Source organism: Leptothoe sp. ISB3NOV94-8A (assembly GCF_043421595.1).
Classification (GTDB): Bacteria; Cyanobacteriota; Cyanobacteriia; order Phormidesmidales; family Phormidesmidaceae; genus Leptothoe; species Leptothoe turfae.
In genome coordinates this window covers 1,973,670-1,989,837 of record NZ_JAXSQW010000001.1, presented here as the reverse complement: position 1 = coordinate 1,989,837, position 16,168 = coordinate 1,973,670, and the positions used below count along the sequence as shown (strand labels likewise).

Genomic DNA, 16,168 nt, shown 5'->3' with positions numbered 1-16,168 from the left:
TCGCTAGTGCGATCAAGCTATCGATTAGCCCGTGCCTTTGGCTGGACTCCCCAACAGTTGCAGGTGATGACCATGGGACAAATTTCCCTTTATCTTCAACTTTTAGACGAAGAGGCTGAGCATGAAAGATCCCTCTGACCATTTAACGACGCTGGGTAATGCGTTACGACAGAAGTATCAATCGCTTTGGCCCTGGTCATTAGATACCTGGTGTTCCCACGGGTTAGGGGATGAGGATTTGAGTAGTTTTCATCATCTGGAACAAGATATTCAGGAGGTATTACAAATCTGTGAAGAGCTGACTCAGCTTGAAGCGTGGTTAACGGCTCCATTTTTTTCAGTTCAGGGCAACCCTATTAATGGACAGCAAGATGTTGGTTTTCGGTACTCCGATGTCTCTAGTGCCGTTACTTGGCCACATGAATTGAAACCAAATAGCGATATCCAAAGTCGGGCGACTGTCGATAGAAGTCCGCCTATGATGAGTGATATATCTGCTCCCTCAAAATCAACTGACTATAAGTCACGACAATATTCATATCCTGTTTTGCCTCAGTCCAGTGATGGTGTCAATCCAGCGTCTTGTTCGGGGCTATCAAAAACACAACCAGAATTCAGCCACCCAATCGCTAGAGAACGGGCTAATCAAGTCTTCATACCACTCAAAAATGAAAAAGGTGAGCAAACTGGTAGTCTGCCAGTCACGAGGTTTGATCACAAAAATATATCTCAAGCAAGCTTGGATAAAACGTTTTCCAAACGGATTACCTCAACTCACTCAACTCACTCAACTCAACTTAGGCCGACAGAAACGTTGAATGTTGGTGCCGTTGGTGCAGCTGAACAACGAGTGCCAAACCAGCAACAGGATGCTCAAATCAGCATTCTGGAAAATTTGCCAAACCAATCAACTTCCCCGTCAACAAAGAAGCCTTTTGAATCGACTCAGTCCCAACCTTTGGCCACTCTCTCTTCAACTGTAAATAATCAAGTTATAAAAGATCAGATTTACACCTTACCAACGGTTAATGAGTCTCATTCCATGCCCCCAAGTATTCAGACTCAGGCCAATACTGCCAATACTGTTGATGCCCAACCGCTGAACTCAGAGCAGCCTGTCTCTACAGTGTTCACCCAAGCACCCATCAAGGATCTATCGGCGTTTGCCAATTGGCTAGATCATTCGTCTATTGAGTCTCCACAGGTTGATCAGTCTGACGATTCTTATGTGAGGCCACATCTTAAAATTCCGTCTAACGGTTCAAAAGTTAATCAGCAAACGTCTACAGCGTCTGTTGACTCAACTTCTGAACGTGAACGTGAGACTCTGTCCTCGCAGTGGCCAGAACCATTAGGGCATCAGCAATCAACACAGTTTCCAAGGGGCACGATTCCAGCGATAAACTCTTCCGAGCCAAGGCCAATCACACCAACCAGTCCTCTTCAACCGCAACACTCGACAGACATTTCCCCAACGGACATACACGCTACCCAATCGATAGAGTCTCCGGTAGATTGGCCAGCCGATTTCTCAACCATGTCCTCTGCATCGTCAGTACCATCGACAGATATTTTGCCTCTTGAGCCCCTGGATTTAGAGGAGGTCATGGCGGCCATTTCTGCAGAAATCTCCCGTGAATACCATCGATTTTATGGAGACTAGCTATGCCGATTGAACTGGCCAAAATCCAGTTAGATCGGGTCCACAAAGTGGATACTCTGGAGCGGGCTGCCCTAGTTCATCATCAGGTGCCGGGCCTAGAAGGGAATATCACCCAAAATCTGGGGCGTAATTCCGTTCGATTGCAGATTGAAGGGATCTTTTATGGCACGTCTGCCGAAGAGGATTTGGAGACCCTTCGAAAAGCGTATAAACAACGGGAGCCCGTTGACTTTCTGGCTGACATTGTTGGTAGGGCCTATTTTAGCCAGGTGGTCCTGGAGCAATTTGATGTGTTGCAAGCCGCCCAGGCTCCTGAGCAATTCAGCTATCGGCTCACCATTGCCGAGTATGTGCCCCCAAAGCCATCCACCATTGCTGACGCAGCTGCGGTCGATCAGGCAATCCAGTCCCAGGCGCAGCTCTTGTTGGATGTCGCCACCCTACCGGAGGCGCTGAGTATGGGCAGCTTGCCTGCCCTGACCAACCCCGCTGAGCCGCTGCAAGGAGCCCTCAATCAAATCACCATCGCCACAGAAGAGCTGCCAGCTGTTGCTGATGGCTTAAGGGGCCTGTTGGACCTCAAAATCGAACCCGTTCAGCCCCCAGCACAAGAAATACCTGAACCGCCTGAGCTCACGTTAAGTTGGCAGCCTAAACCGTCACTCCAGACATTGATTGAGTCAGGGGTGCCCATTGAACGTCTATTACAGTCCGGTATTTCGGTCAACGAGCTATTAGAAGCCGGGGTAGCAATTAGCGATTTACTGGCCGCTGGGGTGTCAGCCAAGGCGCTGTTGCAAGCCGGGGTAACCGCTGAGACCCTATTACAGGCAGGCGTAACCGTTGACGCCCTGTTGGGGGCTGGGCTATCGGCTGAGCAAGTGCTCAAAGCGGGTGGCTCGGTGGAAGATTTATTGGCTGCTGGGCTATCGGTTGAAGCACTGCTGAATGCGGACGCTACGGTGGAAGACCTGCTGACCGCAGGCGTGCCAGTTAGCGATCTGTTGCAAGCGGGTGTTGCCCTAGACGAGCTACTCACCGCTGGGGTGGGGGCAGATGTATTGCTGGCTGCCGGGGTCTCAATGGAGGATCTGACATCGGCTGGGGTTGACCCAGAACAGCTTAAGGCCCTGACCCAGCCTGGTGATTTGCCACCCGTAGAGACTGCTCAGATAGGTCTGTTATTGTTGGATGAGGCTGGTAATGCGATCGCAAATACAGCATATGAACTTCTCTTGCCCGATGGCACCCGTCAATCGGGTCAATTAGACGACCAGGGGCGCGCCCAGATCGAAGCACGGTTAACAGAAACCTATAGCCTGAGTTTCCCCGAGTTAGATGCAGCAGATTGGGAACTGTTAATCAGCGAAGCCAGTGAACAGTCACCTGAGAGTCCCGCTGATGGATCACCTGTAGAGTCATCTGAATCCAATGCTCAGATAAGTATCATTCTGGTGGATGATGTGGGTCAGCCATTAGCCAATTTACAATATGTCTTGAGCCAGGTGGGCGAGACTGTACGCGAAGGCACGTTAGATGCCCAAGGGCGAATCCGTCTTGACGATCTGTTAGTCGGAGCTTATGAGATTAGTTTCCCTGAATTAGATGCAGACGATTGGCAGCTAACGTCAGGGACTCCCAATCCCACAGAAGATACACCCGTTGCCCCTCCCGCAGACACATCCAGGGATATTCCCACAGACTCTCCAGATGTAGCAACGCCTTCTGACATCGCCAGCATTACCCTGAGTTTGTTAGACGATGTGGGTCAGCCACTGGCTGATGAGACCTATGAACTCACCAGTCCGGATGGCACTGTGCAAACGGGCCAGTTAAACTCCCAAGGAGACGTGACCCTTGAACAATTATCCATCGGCACCTATGGGCTAAGTTTACCGAATCTGGATGCGGCTGATTGGGAATTGCTGCCCAGTGAAGCGATTGATCCACACCCTGGGCTGCCCGTTGATGATGCTCCCATTGATGATGGCTCCCCAGAATCGCCTGCCGAACGTCCGGTGGATAGAGATTCATCTGAAAGCCCTGATGCCGTTGGCTCTCATGCTCTGGTGAACATTGTCCTGGTGGATGATGCGGGTCAGCCCATGGCCAATGCACGATATGTGCTCAGTCAGTCAGGTGAGACTGTACGCGAAGGCACGTTAGATGCCCAAGGGCGAATCCGTCTTGACGATCTGTTGGTCGGAGCTTATGAGATTAGTTTCCCTGAGTTAGATGCAGACGATTGGCAGCTAACGTCAGGGACTCCCTCCTCCATAGAGACCCCTACAGAAACGCCAGTCCCTCCAGCGACTGACCCCACCGACATATCCCGGGACATTCCCACAGACTCTCCAGATACATCAGCACCACCTAACATCGGCAGCATTACCCTGAGTTTGGTGGATGATGCGGGTCAGCCCATGGCTAATGAGACCTATGAACTCACCTGGCCGGATGGCACTGTGCAAACGGGGCAGTTAAGCCCCCAAGGAGACGCGACCCTTGAACAATTGCCCATCGGCACCTATGGACTAAGTTTCCCGAACCTGGATGCCGCAGATTGGGAATTGCAAACCAGTGAAACAGAAACACAACAACCCGAAACACCAGAGGATCGCCCCCCTCTTCCACAGACTCCTACCCAGTGGTCTACCGAGAGTCGCCCTGAGGACACGCCAGGCGAGCCCCCATCTTCTACCCCTGAATCCTTTGTAGATTCTCCTGTACAGGCCACTGCCCAGGTAACTATTACCCTGGTGGATGATGCAGGTCAGCCCATGGCCAATGAGTCCTATGTACTTAGCCAGGCGGGCGAGACCGTACGTACAGGCACCTTAGATGACCAAGGGAACATTCATCTTGACCAACTATTGCCAGGGGCCTATGAGATTACCTTCCCAGAGTTAGACCAGGGAGACTGGCAGCTGGCTCCCACCCTAGATGAGGATGAGCCCCAGGAGCTGACAAGAGACTTACCCAGGGAATCTCCTGTAGACGATGGGGCCACAGCACCCTCTGGAAACAAATGGCTTGCCCTAACAGTGTTGGATGACGATAACAGGCCTTTGACCGGGCTGCGCTATGAGCTATATCAGGACGATGAACAGGTGCAGACAGGTGTTTTAGATGACCAAGGAAGACTCAGGGTTGAAGGACTGGCGGGAACTGTTTATACCCTCTCATTCCCAGAGTTAGACCAGGATGATTGGCAATGGTTAGAGGAGTAAGGAGAGAACCATTATGGAACAAAGTACTTCGGAACAGAAGGGGTTTTTGGCCATCCTACAAAAGTTTCAGAAACCAGACAGTGGCGGTTTAGTTGAGCAGTTTACCGGACTGACCCAGGGCATTTCTTTACCTCAGTTTTCTATTGGGGATACGGTGACAATTCCGAAACTAGACGCCCTGACGGGGGCTGTTGATCGCTTTACAGATTTAGCCCAAACCCTGCCGTCTAACCCAGATGACTTGCTCAGTGGGCTGCTAGGTGAGCTCCAGGGGTTAGCCGATGGCTCGCTGGAAATTGAGACGTTAATGGCTCCTCTGACCACCTCATTTATGGGGGCAGCGCCAGTGTTGGGTGAATTTCAAACCATGCTGGAAGCGCTGACGGAGACTGTTTTTCCGGCATTGAGTCAGCTGAGTGAACAAACGGTTGATGCCAACTATCTAAGCGAATTGTTGTCAGTTTCATCGCTGGGCGAGACTGCCCTCACCCAGCTAAGCGATGTGATCGGTCCCTATGGGGGGCAGGTTGAGACGCTTAGTAGGTTACTGACTGGATTGACTGAAGAAAGCGCCACTGAAGGTTTTCAAACCTGGATGAATGACCTGGTGGCCCTGCCTTTGGACCATCAGCTAACCGACGATCATCTGACTCACCTGGAGCAACAGGCGCACCAGCTGACCCATCAAATCACTCGTTTAGAGGCCAAAACCCAGACCGCATTTGATCACGTGGAGCAGTTTGAAGGGACACTTGCCAATCTCTCAAACCAGGCCATGGAGAAGCTGGATACGGTGATGACCGGGCTCGATCCACAGGTGCTGGGAGCCCAACTTAATTTGCTCCCCCCCAGTGCCCTGGGCACGCTTCAACAATTTGATCTCAGCCGCATACTGGACCAGTTGCAACCGGCGATCGCAACCCTAGAAAACCTGGTTAGCCAGGGCGTTGGCCAAATCACAGCGGGGATTGAAACCGTGGTGGGCACCATTGAGAGTGCGATCGCAACCGCCGAGCAGGCCCTGGTCAAAGCCAGTGCCCTGGTGACCAACTTGATCCAGCAGATTGTTGACTTTATCCAAGGGTTTGACCTTACTGGCCTGATCAATCAAGCCAAAGCCATGTTTAACGACATCACCGACCAAGTGAGCGGTGTGATCAACCAGGTCAATGTGGCCATTGGGCAAGTGTATGGATTAGTCAAAGGGCTGATCGATAAAGTTGCAGCCTTTGACTTTAAGACCCTCGTCAGTCAGTTCCAGGCCCTGATTGCCCAAATGACCGCTCTTTTAGATCATCCCCAGGTTCGGAGTATTTTAGAGCAGGCTAAGCAGGGCATTGACCAGGTGGTGCAACAACTAGATGAGGTTAGCCTACAGCCCATCTTTGACGATGTCCTTAACCAGGTGGACACCGTTAAAACCACCCTGGCCTCGATCAATGTGGCCGAGCTGAACCAGATGTTGCGCACGGCCCTATCCGCCGCCTTAGACCTGGTGCGCAATGCCATTGACCCACCCTCCCAGGCCACCGACATTCTAAAAGAAGGTTATCGGACCCAGATAGCAGAACCGATTTTGGGTGGAGTGATCGAACCGGTCAAGGCCCAGCTCGATCAGGTGGTGGATATTATCAATCGATTTGAACCCGGCACCCTGGTGGGTGAGCTGCTAACCCCTCCCTTTGAAGCCATGGTTGCCCAGGTGGAAGCCCTGGTTGACCCCGATAAACTGGTGGAGCTGATGCAGCCGATCAGTCAGTTTCAAGCCGACTTACTGGCCAAAGTAGATGCTGTTGCCAGCCCCAAAACCTTGCTGGCACCGCTGGTGGATATCTATCAGCAGCTGATGGGATTTGTGCGATCGCTCTCCCCGCGTCAGTTACTCACCCCCATCAATGACCTATTGCACACCGTCACCCAACAGCTAGACAAACTGGGCCTGGAGACATTGGTGGATCAGGTGGTGGGCTCAGTGCGCCAGGTCACCGATACGATCAGTGGCTTCCGTCTGCAAGATCAGCCCTTTTGGCAACCCGTACAAACAATTTTAGACGGCGGGATTACACCCTTCTTAGAGACTGTTGTAAACAGCCTGCACGGACTTGTTGATGGCCTGGATCTCTCCGCTCTGGACCCGATGCTCAGCCCTCTGCGCACAGCAGCCACCACAATCATGACGCAAATCCGCGAACCGGTCTTGTTAGAACAAGTTAAAACAGTGATTCAGACCGTGGCTGATTATGAAAAAACTTATCTGGCTGAGATCACCCAGCTAGCCCAGGGCTGGCAACAACAAACCCGGAGACTAAACGGGGCAAACCAGATCCCATCAGAGTTGCAAGCACGCTATGAACAGTTACAAGCCCAGATACAAACCTTCAACCCCGTCACCCTGCTGGCCATTCCCACCAGTTTAATTGACCAGTTTAACCAAAAACTCATCAGCATTTTAGATACCCTCGAACGTCTCTGGCTGCGCCTCACCCAGCGTCTCGATCAGGGGCTGTCAGCCATCGACAACCTGGTGAACAATGGGGTAGCTGGCCTTAAAACTTATCTAAACCAGGCAATAGACGGTCTGGTGGCTGGCCCCATTGACGCCATTACCCAACAGCTTGAGCAGCCCCTTGCCCACATCAGCAGCGCGATTCAGTCTATTTTGGGGCTACAGGAGCACCTGGCGGTCTTTAACCAAATACCTGACGGATTAGCCCGCATTGGCCAGGCCATGGTTGGCATTAAGGATAAAGTGCAAGCGTTTAATCTCGACTTTTTAGCAGAACCGTTACAGCGAGTAAAAGCAGAAGTGGTCAAGCCCCTGGCGGCACTGAATCCAGAAACCGCTTTAATTGCCCCCTTACAAAAGTTATACAACAAAGTCCGTCGCAGTTTAGAACGGTTGGCAACCGCCCAGTTATTAGCAACCGCCCGAGGTAGTATCACTGTCACATTAGCCTCGCCAGCAGCAAATGCCATTGCGATCCCCAGCGGTACCCCTCTTGTTGCAACCACGCCCATGGGGGATATCTGGTTTGAGACTTTAGAGGACAAAGTCTTTGATCCTGGTGTCGCCGCTTTGGAGATGCCAGTACAGTCTTTGGTCTTGGGCCGAGCGGGTGACGTGATTATCCCCAAAGACGTGAGCTGGCAGGTGAATCAAGCAGACAATCTACCCAAAGAGCTAATAACGGCAGATTTAAAGCAAACCGTCCCTATTTTGAGCCTGACAACCCTAGTTCGCGAAGTTTTGCTAGGTAAGCTAACTCTATTTCACCCGGTTGAGCTAATTGCTAAACCCTTAAATGAGCAATATCAAAAGATTATTCAGCTCAAGGATGAGTTAGGCATTGAAACCTTGTTTGATGCACTGCTTGAAAAACTATATGCCCTGAGTGAAGAGATTGAGACCGGTGTAGACAAGCTGGGGGTTAGCTTTAATGGTTTGTTAGCCGCCATGCCTTTGTAAAAAAGAATTATAAAAACGTAAAAGGAGATACCAATGCCACCCGAAAAGACTGCACAAATTGAAACATTTTAAAAGTGTTTTTTCACGTAGAATATATTGTAAGCAAAGATGACTTTTAAGTCCGGCATCGAAGGGCATCCACAAGGGAGTGCCCCTACAGGATTGTCCATTTTTAATTGGGCTTAATGAATTCGGATTTGGTATTGTGTCTCTCTTTCTAGGAAATTAATTAAGTTTACGGCCTAAAAGGTAGCTATCTATGGAGAGTTCAGGTGAGGTTTATGTTGTTAAGTTAGGCGATACGCTAACGGGCATTGCCCATACAGCGGGGTTTCGTTCGACAGATACTATTTTCTATCATCCTGAGAATAACAATTTACGGCGGCAGCGACCGGATGGTGAGTTGTTTGTAGATGACAAGATTTTTATTCCTGAAAAACGGGTCAAACAGGTACAAATTGAAGCCTTTGGGCCAGATGATCCCCGTAATCGTCAGTATGTATTTCAAGTAAAGACACTCAAGGCCTATTTCTCTTATGCGTTTACTGATGAGAATGATGAACCCTATGCCAATAAGCGTTATGAGCTAGAGGTCAGTGGTGAAACCTACACGGGTACTACAGATGTTAATGGCTATATGAGTCAGGCCGTATCGCCAACGGCTACACAGGCCAATTTGACCCTATGGCCCAGTGAGGACGATGCTACAAAACCCGTTAGTTGGGAGTTTCCCCTCGGGGCAGGTGATCCTGAGGAGATGGCGTAGAAACCATTAATAAATTTCTAAAATATTGGGAGGAATTTCTAAAATATCGTAGAGACGCTCCATGGAAAATCTCTACATTCAAAGGTTCAAATTTAGTCATGATTTATATGGAGTTGTCAGGGCTACGGTGTACAAACATCTCGGCAGGGAGTTCAGAATCCTGCCTTACCTCCCTTAATTCCCCCTTACCAAGCTACGGTGTATACATAAGTCAGAGAGAATGGCTAAAACCCTTAAAAATCCTAGGTTTCAATATGGCCTACCAGGGGTTCCCCTTACGAAGGGGAACCGTCAGGGAGGGGGCTGGATAACTAGCGCTAACGACCGAAGACCCCTCCGTTGGTTCCCCTTGGCAAGGGGAACCGTTGTTTATCATACTCGATGCCAATCATCTTCCAGTTGTGTGTACACCGTAGCCTTACCAAGGGGGGAAACTCCAGTTCTCCCCCTTGGTAAGGGGGAGTTAGAGGGGGTAATACAACCGCCAACACTAAATTCCAATACTTGTATGTACACGGCAGGGTTGTCAGGGAGAAATATATCGAATGCCTGTTGAAGCGACCAAATTAATCAAACAACAGCCGTTGGATAAACCAGGGGCAGATTATCCGTTTCCGCCGTTGTCAGGGCTGGACAAGCCACGCAAACCGACCAAGCAACCCCCGCGTCGGCTCAGTCTAAAGCCGTTGCCCCAGCGATATGGCATTGCCCCACCGACGGTGAGCAGCAGTCCTTTCCATGGCGTGACTAGGCTGTCGTTGATCTTGGGTGATCAGGTATCGGAAACATTTAACAACGGCAAAGGGAACAAGACAAAAAAGGGCAAATATTTTGCCGAGGTGTCAGAAACCTTTAGCTTTATCTCGCGGGTGCAGAATCCGTTGATTGCGTGGAAGGTGCGCAATATGGATCGGTTTTATAAAGCTAAGTTTGAGCTATTTGCACCGGACTATCCTGAAGCGATTTGGGAAACGGTGTGGGATCAGGGAATGCTCAGCACTTACCTGCGACGGGGTGAGTTAGTGGCTGGCAGCAAGATTAAGGATGGAGAAGAGGTGGAGATTCCTTGGGTGGGGAGTATTGCCTGGAATGATCTGGTGGTGGATAATTATCAGCCAGATTTTCCGAATGGGTATTTGCCACCGGAGAAGGGACCTTATCAGCTGCGGTTGACGATGAATGATGGCAAGCCGGGGACGGATAAGATGGGGTATCCGTTAGTGGCTTGGACGTATTTTTATACGGAACCACCGGACTTTGATGATGACGATGACTTTGGCATGTTGAGTTTACTTGTTGAAGAGAAGGCGGGGGTAGGGTATCGGTTGGATGATGGGATGATGCCGCCGAGTGAGGGAACGGTGGATGAAGATGGGATTTTAGTGTATCCGGTTTGTCAGCAGGCTTTTTCTGTTGCTTTGAAGTTTGAGGATGAATCTGAAATATTTGAGATTGTTCTAGAGAATATTGAAGGAGGTGAAGAAGATTTTGACAATGATGATCTAATGTTGAAGGAATCTGAAACGGAAGATTATTTTGGTGCAGATGAACTACTCAGTTTACAGTTGGTGATTGAGGAGAAAGCTAACAAGGGCTATACCCTAGATGATGGCATTCTTGCACCGACGAAAGGAATAACTGATCCGGATGGAATTTTAATTCATCCGATCTCTCCAGAGGCAGAAGGTTTTGAATTGTGGTTTGAAGATGAAGATGAATCCTGGGAAATCAAACTCTAAACTTTAGTTGAATGATAGCTCAAGTAAACTATAGGAATTGACAAATGGCAGAAAGTACCCCTCCAACAGGTTGGCAGAAAGAACAGAAAAAAAAGAAAAGACAAGCACGGATCGTGCATATTCCAAGGGAGATTCAACAAAGTTTTGGACCTTTGGAAGTTCAGACGAGCTCAGGAACTGCACAATCAATCGATTCGAACTCACCCAAATATGAACAAGTAAAATACAAAGAATTCTTTAAAGACAATCAATGGCATAAAAAGCTTGCAGAGGTCACTGTATCTAGTGATGGCTCGAAAGGAGTCTTCTTTGTAAAGACAACGGTTAGAACGAGTAAAAAATTGCAGAGAGTATATGTTATTAAACCTACAAATGCACCACAACAAATATTATTTGCTGAATGGATGTTGAAAGAATTTGCTCAGGTTAAAATACCTGAAAGTTTTGCAATACCACTACAAAACTCAACGCTAACTACTAAGGGCATAAACCCCATAGATTTTTTATCTTCCGCCATTTACTTCAAAACATACATAAACAATAAGATAACAGATCAGCTTAACAATAACAACAACCTTACAGATCAAGAAAAAGAAAGATATAAACAGTCGCTTAATAATTTAAATTCATCAAATTATATAATAGTCATGAAACGCATGGATGGCGTAATCATAAGTGGATTTGACAAAGGCTTACAGAGGTGCCTTAAAAAAATCTACATGAAGTCATGGTTTTCTACAACAAAGGGGAAAGAATATTGGTCAAAAAATGTTGAAAAGTTTCGGACAGACCCCGCTTTCCCAGACAAACTTTTTACCGATGATGAAGTGTTTACTCGGATAGTCACAATAGATAGTGAACCGGCCTATGTAGTAAAGCAAGTAAGGCAGCTAAAGTTAGATAATATAACTGCTCAATTAAAATCAAATAAAGAACTCAAAGAAGCAATAAATTTAGTTAATGAGATTAAAAATATTTTAAAAAGTAAACAGGCCATGTACCAATTGGGGCGCATTCTGGCGGTTGATTGTTTACTAGGTAATGGGGATCGATTAGCACCTATAAATTTGGGTAACCTTATATTTATTGAAGATTCAAAAAACAAAGGAGAATACAAAGTCGGTGTAATTGATAATGATGCCTTTTTCCCAATTTATATGTGGTCAGGCGAGCAGCATGAAAGAATCCGAGATCGCTTTCCTGATCTTAAGAATAGCTTAGACCAATATTTGAAATATCTTTTTGAGGATGGGGGTGAAATATCAGAAGAAAAGCCAGCTCCAGGAATGGGTATTGTCACGATACCATTTCCTAAGTTAAAGTTTTTGTTGTCAAACTTCAGTGAGAATTGGTTCGTACGTCAGTTTTGTGTCCGCCTATTTAACAATCGTCATATTGATCTGATCTGGGAGATATGGAATCGTGATGAGATAGAAGCTATTAAGAAAACAGCTCAGAGTTGTATAGTTCGAGGTTTTAAAGATGTTATCGTGGATATTAAAGACCTGAGTAAATCTCAGTTATGTTTCAATTCATTTAAGGATCTTAAAAATACATATGAATACACCATAAACTTTGATGTTGTTGCTCTCCGAGCTCGAATTGAATACATGTCTAATATTAGTTTTACTAATCAAGATATGACCACTTTTACTTTTAATAGTACAGAGGCACTCAAAAAAGTAAAAGAGAACCTTTTCAAAGGTGAGGTTAATTCACACATAAAAAATGCGATCAATTTTTGTCAGCAGAACGAGGTAATATCCTTGGGACTTAGTCAGGAGCTAATGCGGCTGGTCACAGGTATACCCACAAAAGATCAATTAAATTTTTTAGAACTTAAGGTACTTCCCCCAAAAAGTAAATTTGGAAGCATCAAGAAGTTTGTCAAACAGCCAGATACGAAGCCCGAAGTTCTAGTAGATATTGATTCTTTAGATTCCGAATGTATGGGCATTATAAATCTCATAATATGTGCTGAATTGATGATTTTCAGGAAATATCTACATTCTTCTAAAAAAGCTTCTCAGGCAAACACACAAAACGCTGATAGTGCTTGGGTATATGTAGAGTATTTAAAGAATGTTGTTAGCAAAAATATGAGATTTGAAGGGAAAAAACAAAAATCTATTATCATCTTTAAAGGTAAAAATCCAGGCAAGTCGAAAAAGAATTTGATTCAATATATTGAAGATAATAGTGATTTAAAAATATCACGTCTATTTTCTGATAATTAATTGATAAGACATCGTTTTTTTTATAAAAGATGAGTGCTATAGACCGTCATTGTGGGACTTTAGCTGATTGTGTTCCTTATTGTGATTCCTAGCCTCGTTTTATTTAAATTAACTATGCAACCCATTGCTTGTGAAATCACCCTCGCCTCTACCTCTTACTTATCCACCCAACATCCCTACCTCCTCTCACTGAGCTCTTACACCGCCCTCATTACCCCTACCCACAGTTGCTGTATTACTCTCAGTCTCTCCACAGATCTCCCCTTCTCCCCCAACGCCCCTATTGCTATCGCCCTCGGCTATAACAACACCACTACCTCCATCTTCACCGGCACCGCCCACACCATCAACTACGGCATCGATCACATCACCATCGAAGCCCTCAGCACCTTCCACACCCTCACCACCACTCACCTAAACCTCCTCTACGAGAAACCCACCGCTGGTGACATCGTCAAAAATATCGCCCAAAGTCGCCTCAACCTCAAAACCGCCAAAATCGAAAACGGCCTTACCTTCCCCACCTACACCATCGGCGACCAACAATCCACCTACGCCCACCTCGCCCACCTCGCCCACCAATGCAACTTTGATCTCTACGCCGATACCGACGACAAACTCGTCTTCGCCAAATACAACCCCACCACCACCCACACCCTCACCTACGGTAACAACATCCTAAACTATCACCAAGCCCAACCCGCCCCCAACATCACCGCCGTCGAGGTCTACGGCGAAAGCCCCGCCAGCCAAGGTCAGGGCGACCAAGCCCATAGCTGGCTCACCAAAAAAAACGTCAAAGGCACCGCCGGAGGCGGAACCGGCACAAAACTACGCATCGCTGACCCCACCGCCCGCACCCAGGCCGTTGCCAACAAAGTCGCCCAGGCCTTGCTAGCCCAAAAACAACAAAAACAACGAGGTCAGGTACGCGTCCTGGGCGACCCCAACATCAAACTTGGCGACGCCATCAAAATTGAAAAGATGCCCCAAGCTCAACACAATGGCACCTTCAAAATTACCGGCGTCGCCCATCACCTCAACCGCCGCAAAGGCTTTTATACCACCATTGATTGGGAGCAAACCTGATGGATTCCATTGTCGGCGTCATGAAAAAGGTAGCCGCCCACGAGGCCCGCAAGATTTACACCACCGAGCTGGGCATTGTCACCGCCATCTTCCCCCACAAGTCTGACAGCGACAAAGAAAACTATCAGTGCTCAATTAAACTGAAAAATAAAAAGCAACCTGACGGCAAAGACTTTGAACTACGCCAGGTCCCCGTTACCACACCCCATCTAGGCCTGGTGAATATCCCCAACGTGGGCGATATGGTCCTAGTCACCTTTATCGGCGGCAACCTTAACGCTCCAGTCATTATCGGTCGCCTTTATAATGATCCCGACCAGCCGCCTGTTAATAAAGAAAAAGAATTTTTGTTGCAGCATGGCTTAAAAGAAGGCGGCAGCCTCAAAATTGATACAGAAGGCGCAGTCACCCTTACCAGTAAAGATGAAAAAAATGTTGTGACTGTCAAAGATGGTGAACTCAGTGCCGTAAATGAAAAGAGTGAGGTGAGCGTTAAAGACGACAATATTACGATCAAAAACCAGCAATGTACCATTACCCTGTCTGGAGGCAATGTTGCCATTGATAATGGCACCTGTAAACTCAACATTGAGGGAGGTGGCATTACCCTGGATGCTGCCAGCAGTAGCGTCACCGTCAAAAGCATGGGCTCGATCAAAGTCGGAGACGCGACAACCGGGTCGGTGCAACTCGGCGGGCGCATGCCCGGTAATGCAGTGGCAGACAATGACGATATTATTCTTAGCATGCATCAACATGTGGGTAATCTAGGCGCACCCTGCCCGATTATGGTCCCCACAGAAAAGATTAACTCGATTCAGGCAAAAGCACGAAATACAAAGGTGGGATAAGGGATGGTGCGCATTAAAGGGGCCAATAGCGATTATAAATTTGATGTGAATACCGGCCAGATCGAAGGCCCCAAGCCAACGGAAAATCCTGATTTTGAACAACCGCTTTACCTAAAGATTTTTATTTGTCCTTACGATATGCCCAGCCGGGTGGAAAAGCCCCTAGATGAGCAAGAGGGAAACTGGTGCGAAGGCACCGACAGCCAGTGTCCCCATAAGGGTGATAAATCAGGCCATGCCGTAGTCTCATTGCATCAGGATGAGGGCATTCGACTAGAAACCAATAACGGCAACCAGTTAGTGGTTGATCAACAAAATGGCATCCGGCTACGGCCAGATGCTAAAACCTCGTTAGACGTGCGGCCTAACCATATTGTGCTACAGCGCCACAAAACTCGTATTGAAATTGCAGAGAATGGCAATATCGCCCTGTCTGTGCCGCCCCAAAACCAGGTCACGATCAATGGCAACGTCACCACAAACAACAATCTAGTGGTAGACAAGAACTTAACTGTCGGTAACCATTTAACCGTCAATGGTCATGTTACGGTCAATGGCAATGTTACCGTTACAGGTCGTCTGGACCTGTCTAAGGCAACGGTGAACCTACCTCAGACGCTCATCGATCAGATTGTTTTAAAGGTAAAAAGTCAAGCATAACGTGAGTGTTTAGGAGAGACTCAATGGCAGAGGGGCTGAATAAAATTGATCTCAAACTCACCCGCCGTCAGATGGGTCAGCCGGTAGCGGCTCGGGCGGGGGTTGACCTGACGGTGGAACAGCAAGATATTGCTGCCGTCAGCGGACGCAACAATCTGGCCCAGGCCCTGCTAAATCGTCTCCATACCCGCCAGGGTGAGCTGAAATCTTTGGGGCATAGCACCTATGGCTCTCGCCTACATGAACTGGTCGGAGAACCCAACAACCGTCGCACCCAGCTGCTGACAGAAATGTATATTCGGGACTGTCTGGCCCAAGAATCCCGCATTTCAGAAGTGGTTAATGTTGTATTTGCGCCTCCATCCCGGGGGGGGGCGCGAGATATTTTAGGCGTTACCGTAATCGTCCGCCCCATCGATGACGATGAGCCGCTGACACTGGACCTGGCATTGGGGTTGGGGGGCTAA

General features: G+C 48.0%; 11 protein-coding genes. All 11 read left to right on the top strand.

All coding sequences use genetic code 11. The annotated features are described in order from the left end of the window. The first annotated feature begins 6 nt into the window (after positions 1 to 6). The 11 genes from SPB21_RS08680 to SPB21_RS08630 all read left to right on the top strand — a co-directional run bounded on the left by SPB21_RS08680 (position 7) and on the right by SPB21_RS08630 (position 16,168). Positions 7 to 138 (top strand): hypothetical protein, encoded by a 132-nt coding sequence (locus tag SPB21_RS08680; protein WP_264315260.1) that lies wholly within the window; start codon positions 7 to 9, stop codon positions 136 to 138. Beyond that, positions 122 to 1,663 carry a hypothetical protein gene (locus tag SPB21_RS08675; RefSeq protein ID WP_499866325.1) on the top strand — a complete coding sequence of 514 codons (1,542 nt, stop codon included), beginning with the start codon at positions 122 to 124 and terminating at the stop codon, positions 1,661 to 1,663. The genes SPB21_RS08680 and SPB21_RS08675 overlap by 17 nt, the downstream gene beginning before the upstream one ends. A gap of 2 nt (positions 1,664 to 1,665) precedes the next feature. Then, on the top strand, positions 1,666 to 4,893 hold the full coding sequence (locus SPB21_RS08670; RefSeq protein WP_499866324.1) for an MSCRAMM family protein: 3,228 nt from the start codon (positions 1,666 to 1,668) through the stop codon (positions 4,891 to 4,893). Between the two features lie 13 nt (positions 4,894 to 4,906). Then, positions 4,907 to 8,359, top strand: coding sequence for a phage tail family protein (locus tag SPB21_RS08665; RefSeq protein ID WP_499866323.1), 3,453 nt, complete (start codon positions 4,907 to 4,909; stop codon positions 8,357 to 8,359). Between the two features lie 259 nt (positions 8,360 to 8,618). Further along, complete coding sequence (locus SPB21_RS08660; RefSeq protein ID WP_499866322.1) at positions 8,619 to 9,125, top strand: hypothetical protein; 507 nt, start codon at positions 8,619 to 8,621, stop codon at positions 9,123 to 9,125. A gap of 545 nt (positions 9,126 to 9,670) precedes the next feature. Then, positions 9,671 to 10,864: a hypothetical protein gene (locus SPB21_RS08655; RefSeq protein ID WP_499866321.1), complete on the top strand. Its 1,194-nt coding sequence runs from the start codon at positions 9,671 to 9,673 to the stop codon at positions 10,862 to 10,864. A gap of 44 nt (positions 10,865 to 10,908) precedes the next feature. Next, positions 10,909 to 13,101, top strand: a complete 2,193-nt coding sequence (locus tag SPB21_RS08650; RefSeq protein ID WP_499866320.1) for a hypothetical protein — start codon at positions 10,909 to 10,911, stop codon at positions 13,099 to 13,101. Positions 13,102 to 13,182: 81 nt separating this feature from the next. Next, entirely contained in the window at positions 13,183 to 14,190 is a 1,008-nt protein-coding gene (locus tag SPB21_RS08645) for a hypothetical protein (protein WP_499866319.1), read from the top strand. Beyond that, entirely contained in the window at positions 14,190 to 15,041 is an 852-nt protein-coding gene (locus tag SPB21_RS08640; RefSeq protein WP_499866318.1) for a phage baseplate assembly protein V, read from the top strand. The genes SPB21_RS08645 and SPB21_RS08640 overlap by 1 nt, the downstream gene beginning before the upstream one ends. Before the next feature lie 3 nt (positions 15,042 to 15,044). After that, positions 15,045 to 15,701 (top strand): polymer-forming cytoskeletal protein, encoded by a 657-nt coding sequence (locus tag SPB21_RS08635; RefSeq protein WP_163660245.1) that lies wholly within the window; start codon positions 15,045 to 15,047, stop codon positions 15,699 to 15,701. A gap of 23 nt (positions 15,702 to 15,724) precedes the next feature. Continuing rightward, positions 15,725 to 16,168: a GPW/gp25 family protein gene (locus SPB21_RS08630; protein ID WP_499058840.1), complete on the top strand. Its 444-nt coding sequence runs from the start codon at positions 15,725 to 15,727 to the stop codon at positions 16,166 to 16,168.

Excerpts from the sequence above, each read along its gene's own strand:
- SPB21_RS08675 (WP_499866325.1), top strand. The coding sequence starts at position 122 with ATGAAAGATCCCTCTGACCATTTAACGACGCTGGGTAATGCGTTACGA.
- SPB21_RS08670 (WP_499866324.1), top strand. The coding sequence starts at position 1,666 with ATGCCGATTGAACTGGCCAAAATCCAGTTAGATCGGGTCCACAAAGTG.
- SPB21_RS08665 (WP_499866323.1), top strand. The coding sequence starts at position 4,907 with ATGGAACAAAGTACTTCGGAACAGAAGGGGTTTTTGGCCATCCTACAA.
- SPB21_RS08660 (WP_499866322.1), top strand. The coding sequence starts at position 8,619 with ATGGAGAGTTCAGGTGAGGTTTATGTTGTTAAGTTAGGCGATACGCTA.
- SPB21_RS08655 (WP_499866321.1), top strand. The coding sequence starts at position 9,671 with ATGCCTGTTGAAGCGACCAAATTAATCAAACAACAGCCGTTGGATAAA.
- SPB21_RS08650 (WP_499866320.1), top strand. The coding sequence starts at position 10,909 with ATGGCAGAAAGTACCCCTCCAACAGGTTGGCAGAAAGAACAGAAAAAA.
- SPB21_RS08640 (WP_499866318.1), top strand. The coding sequence starts at position 14,190 with ATGGATTCCATTGTCGGCGTCATGAAAAAGGTAGCCGCCCACGAGGCC.
- SPB21_RS08635 (WP_163660245.1), top strand. The coding sequence starts at position 15,045 with ATGGTGCGCATTAAAGGGGCCAATAGCGATTATAAATTTGATGTGAAT.
- SPB21_RS08630 (WP_499058840.1), top strand. The coding sequence starts at position 15,725 with ATGGCAGAGGGGCTGAATAAAATTGATCTCAAACTCACCCGCCGTCAG.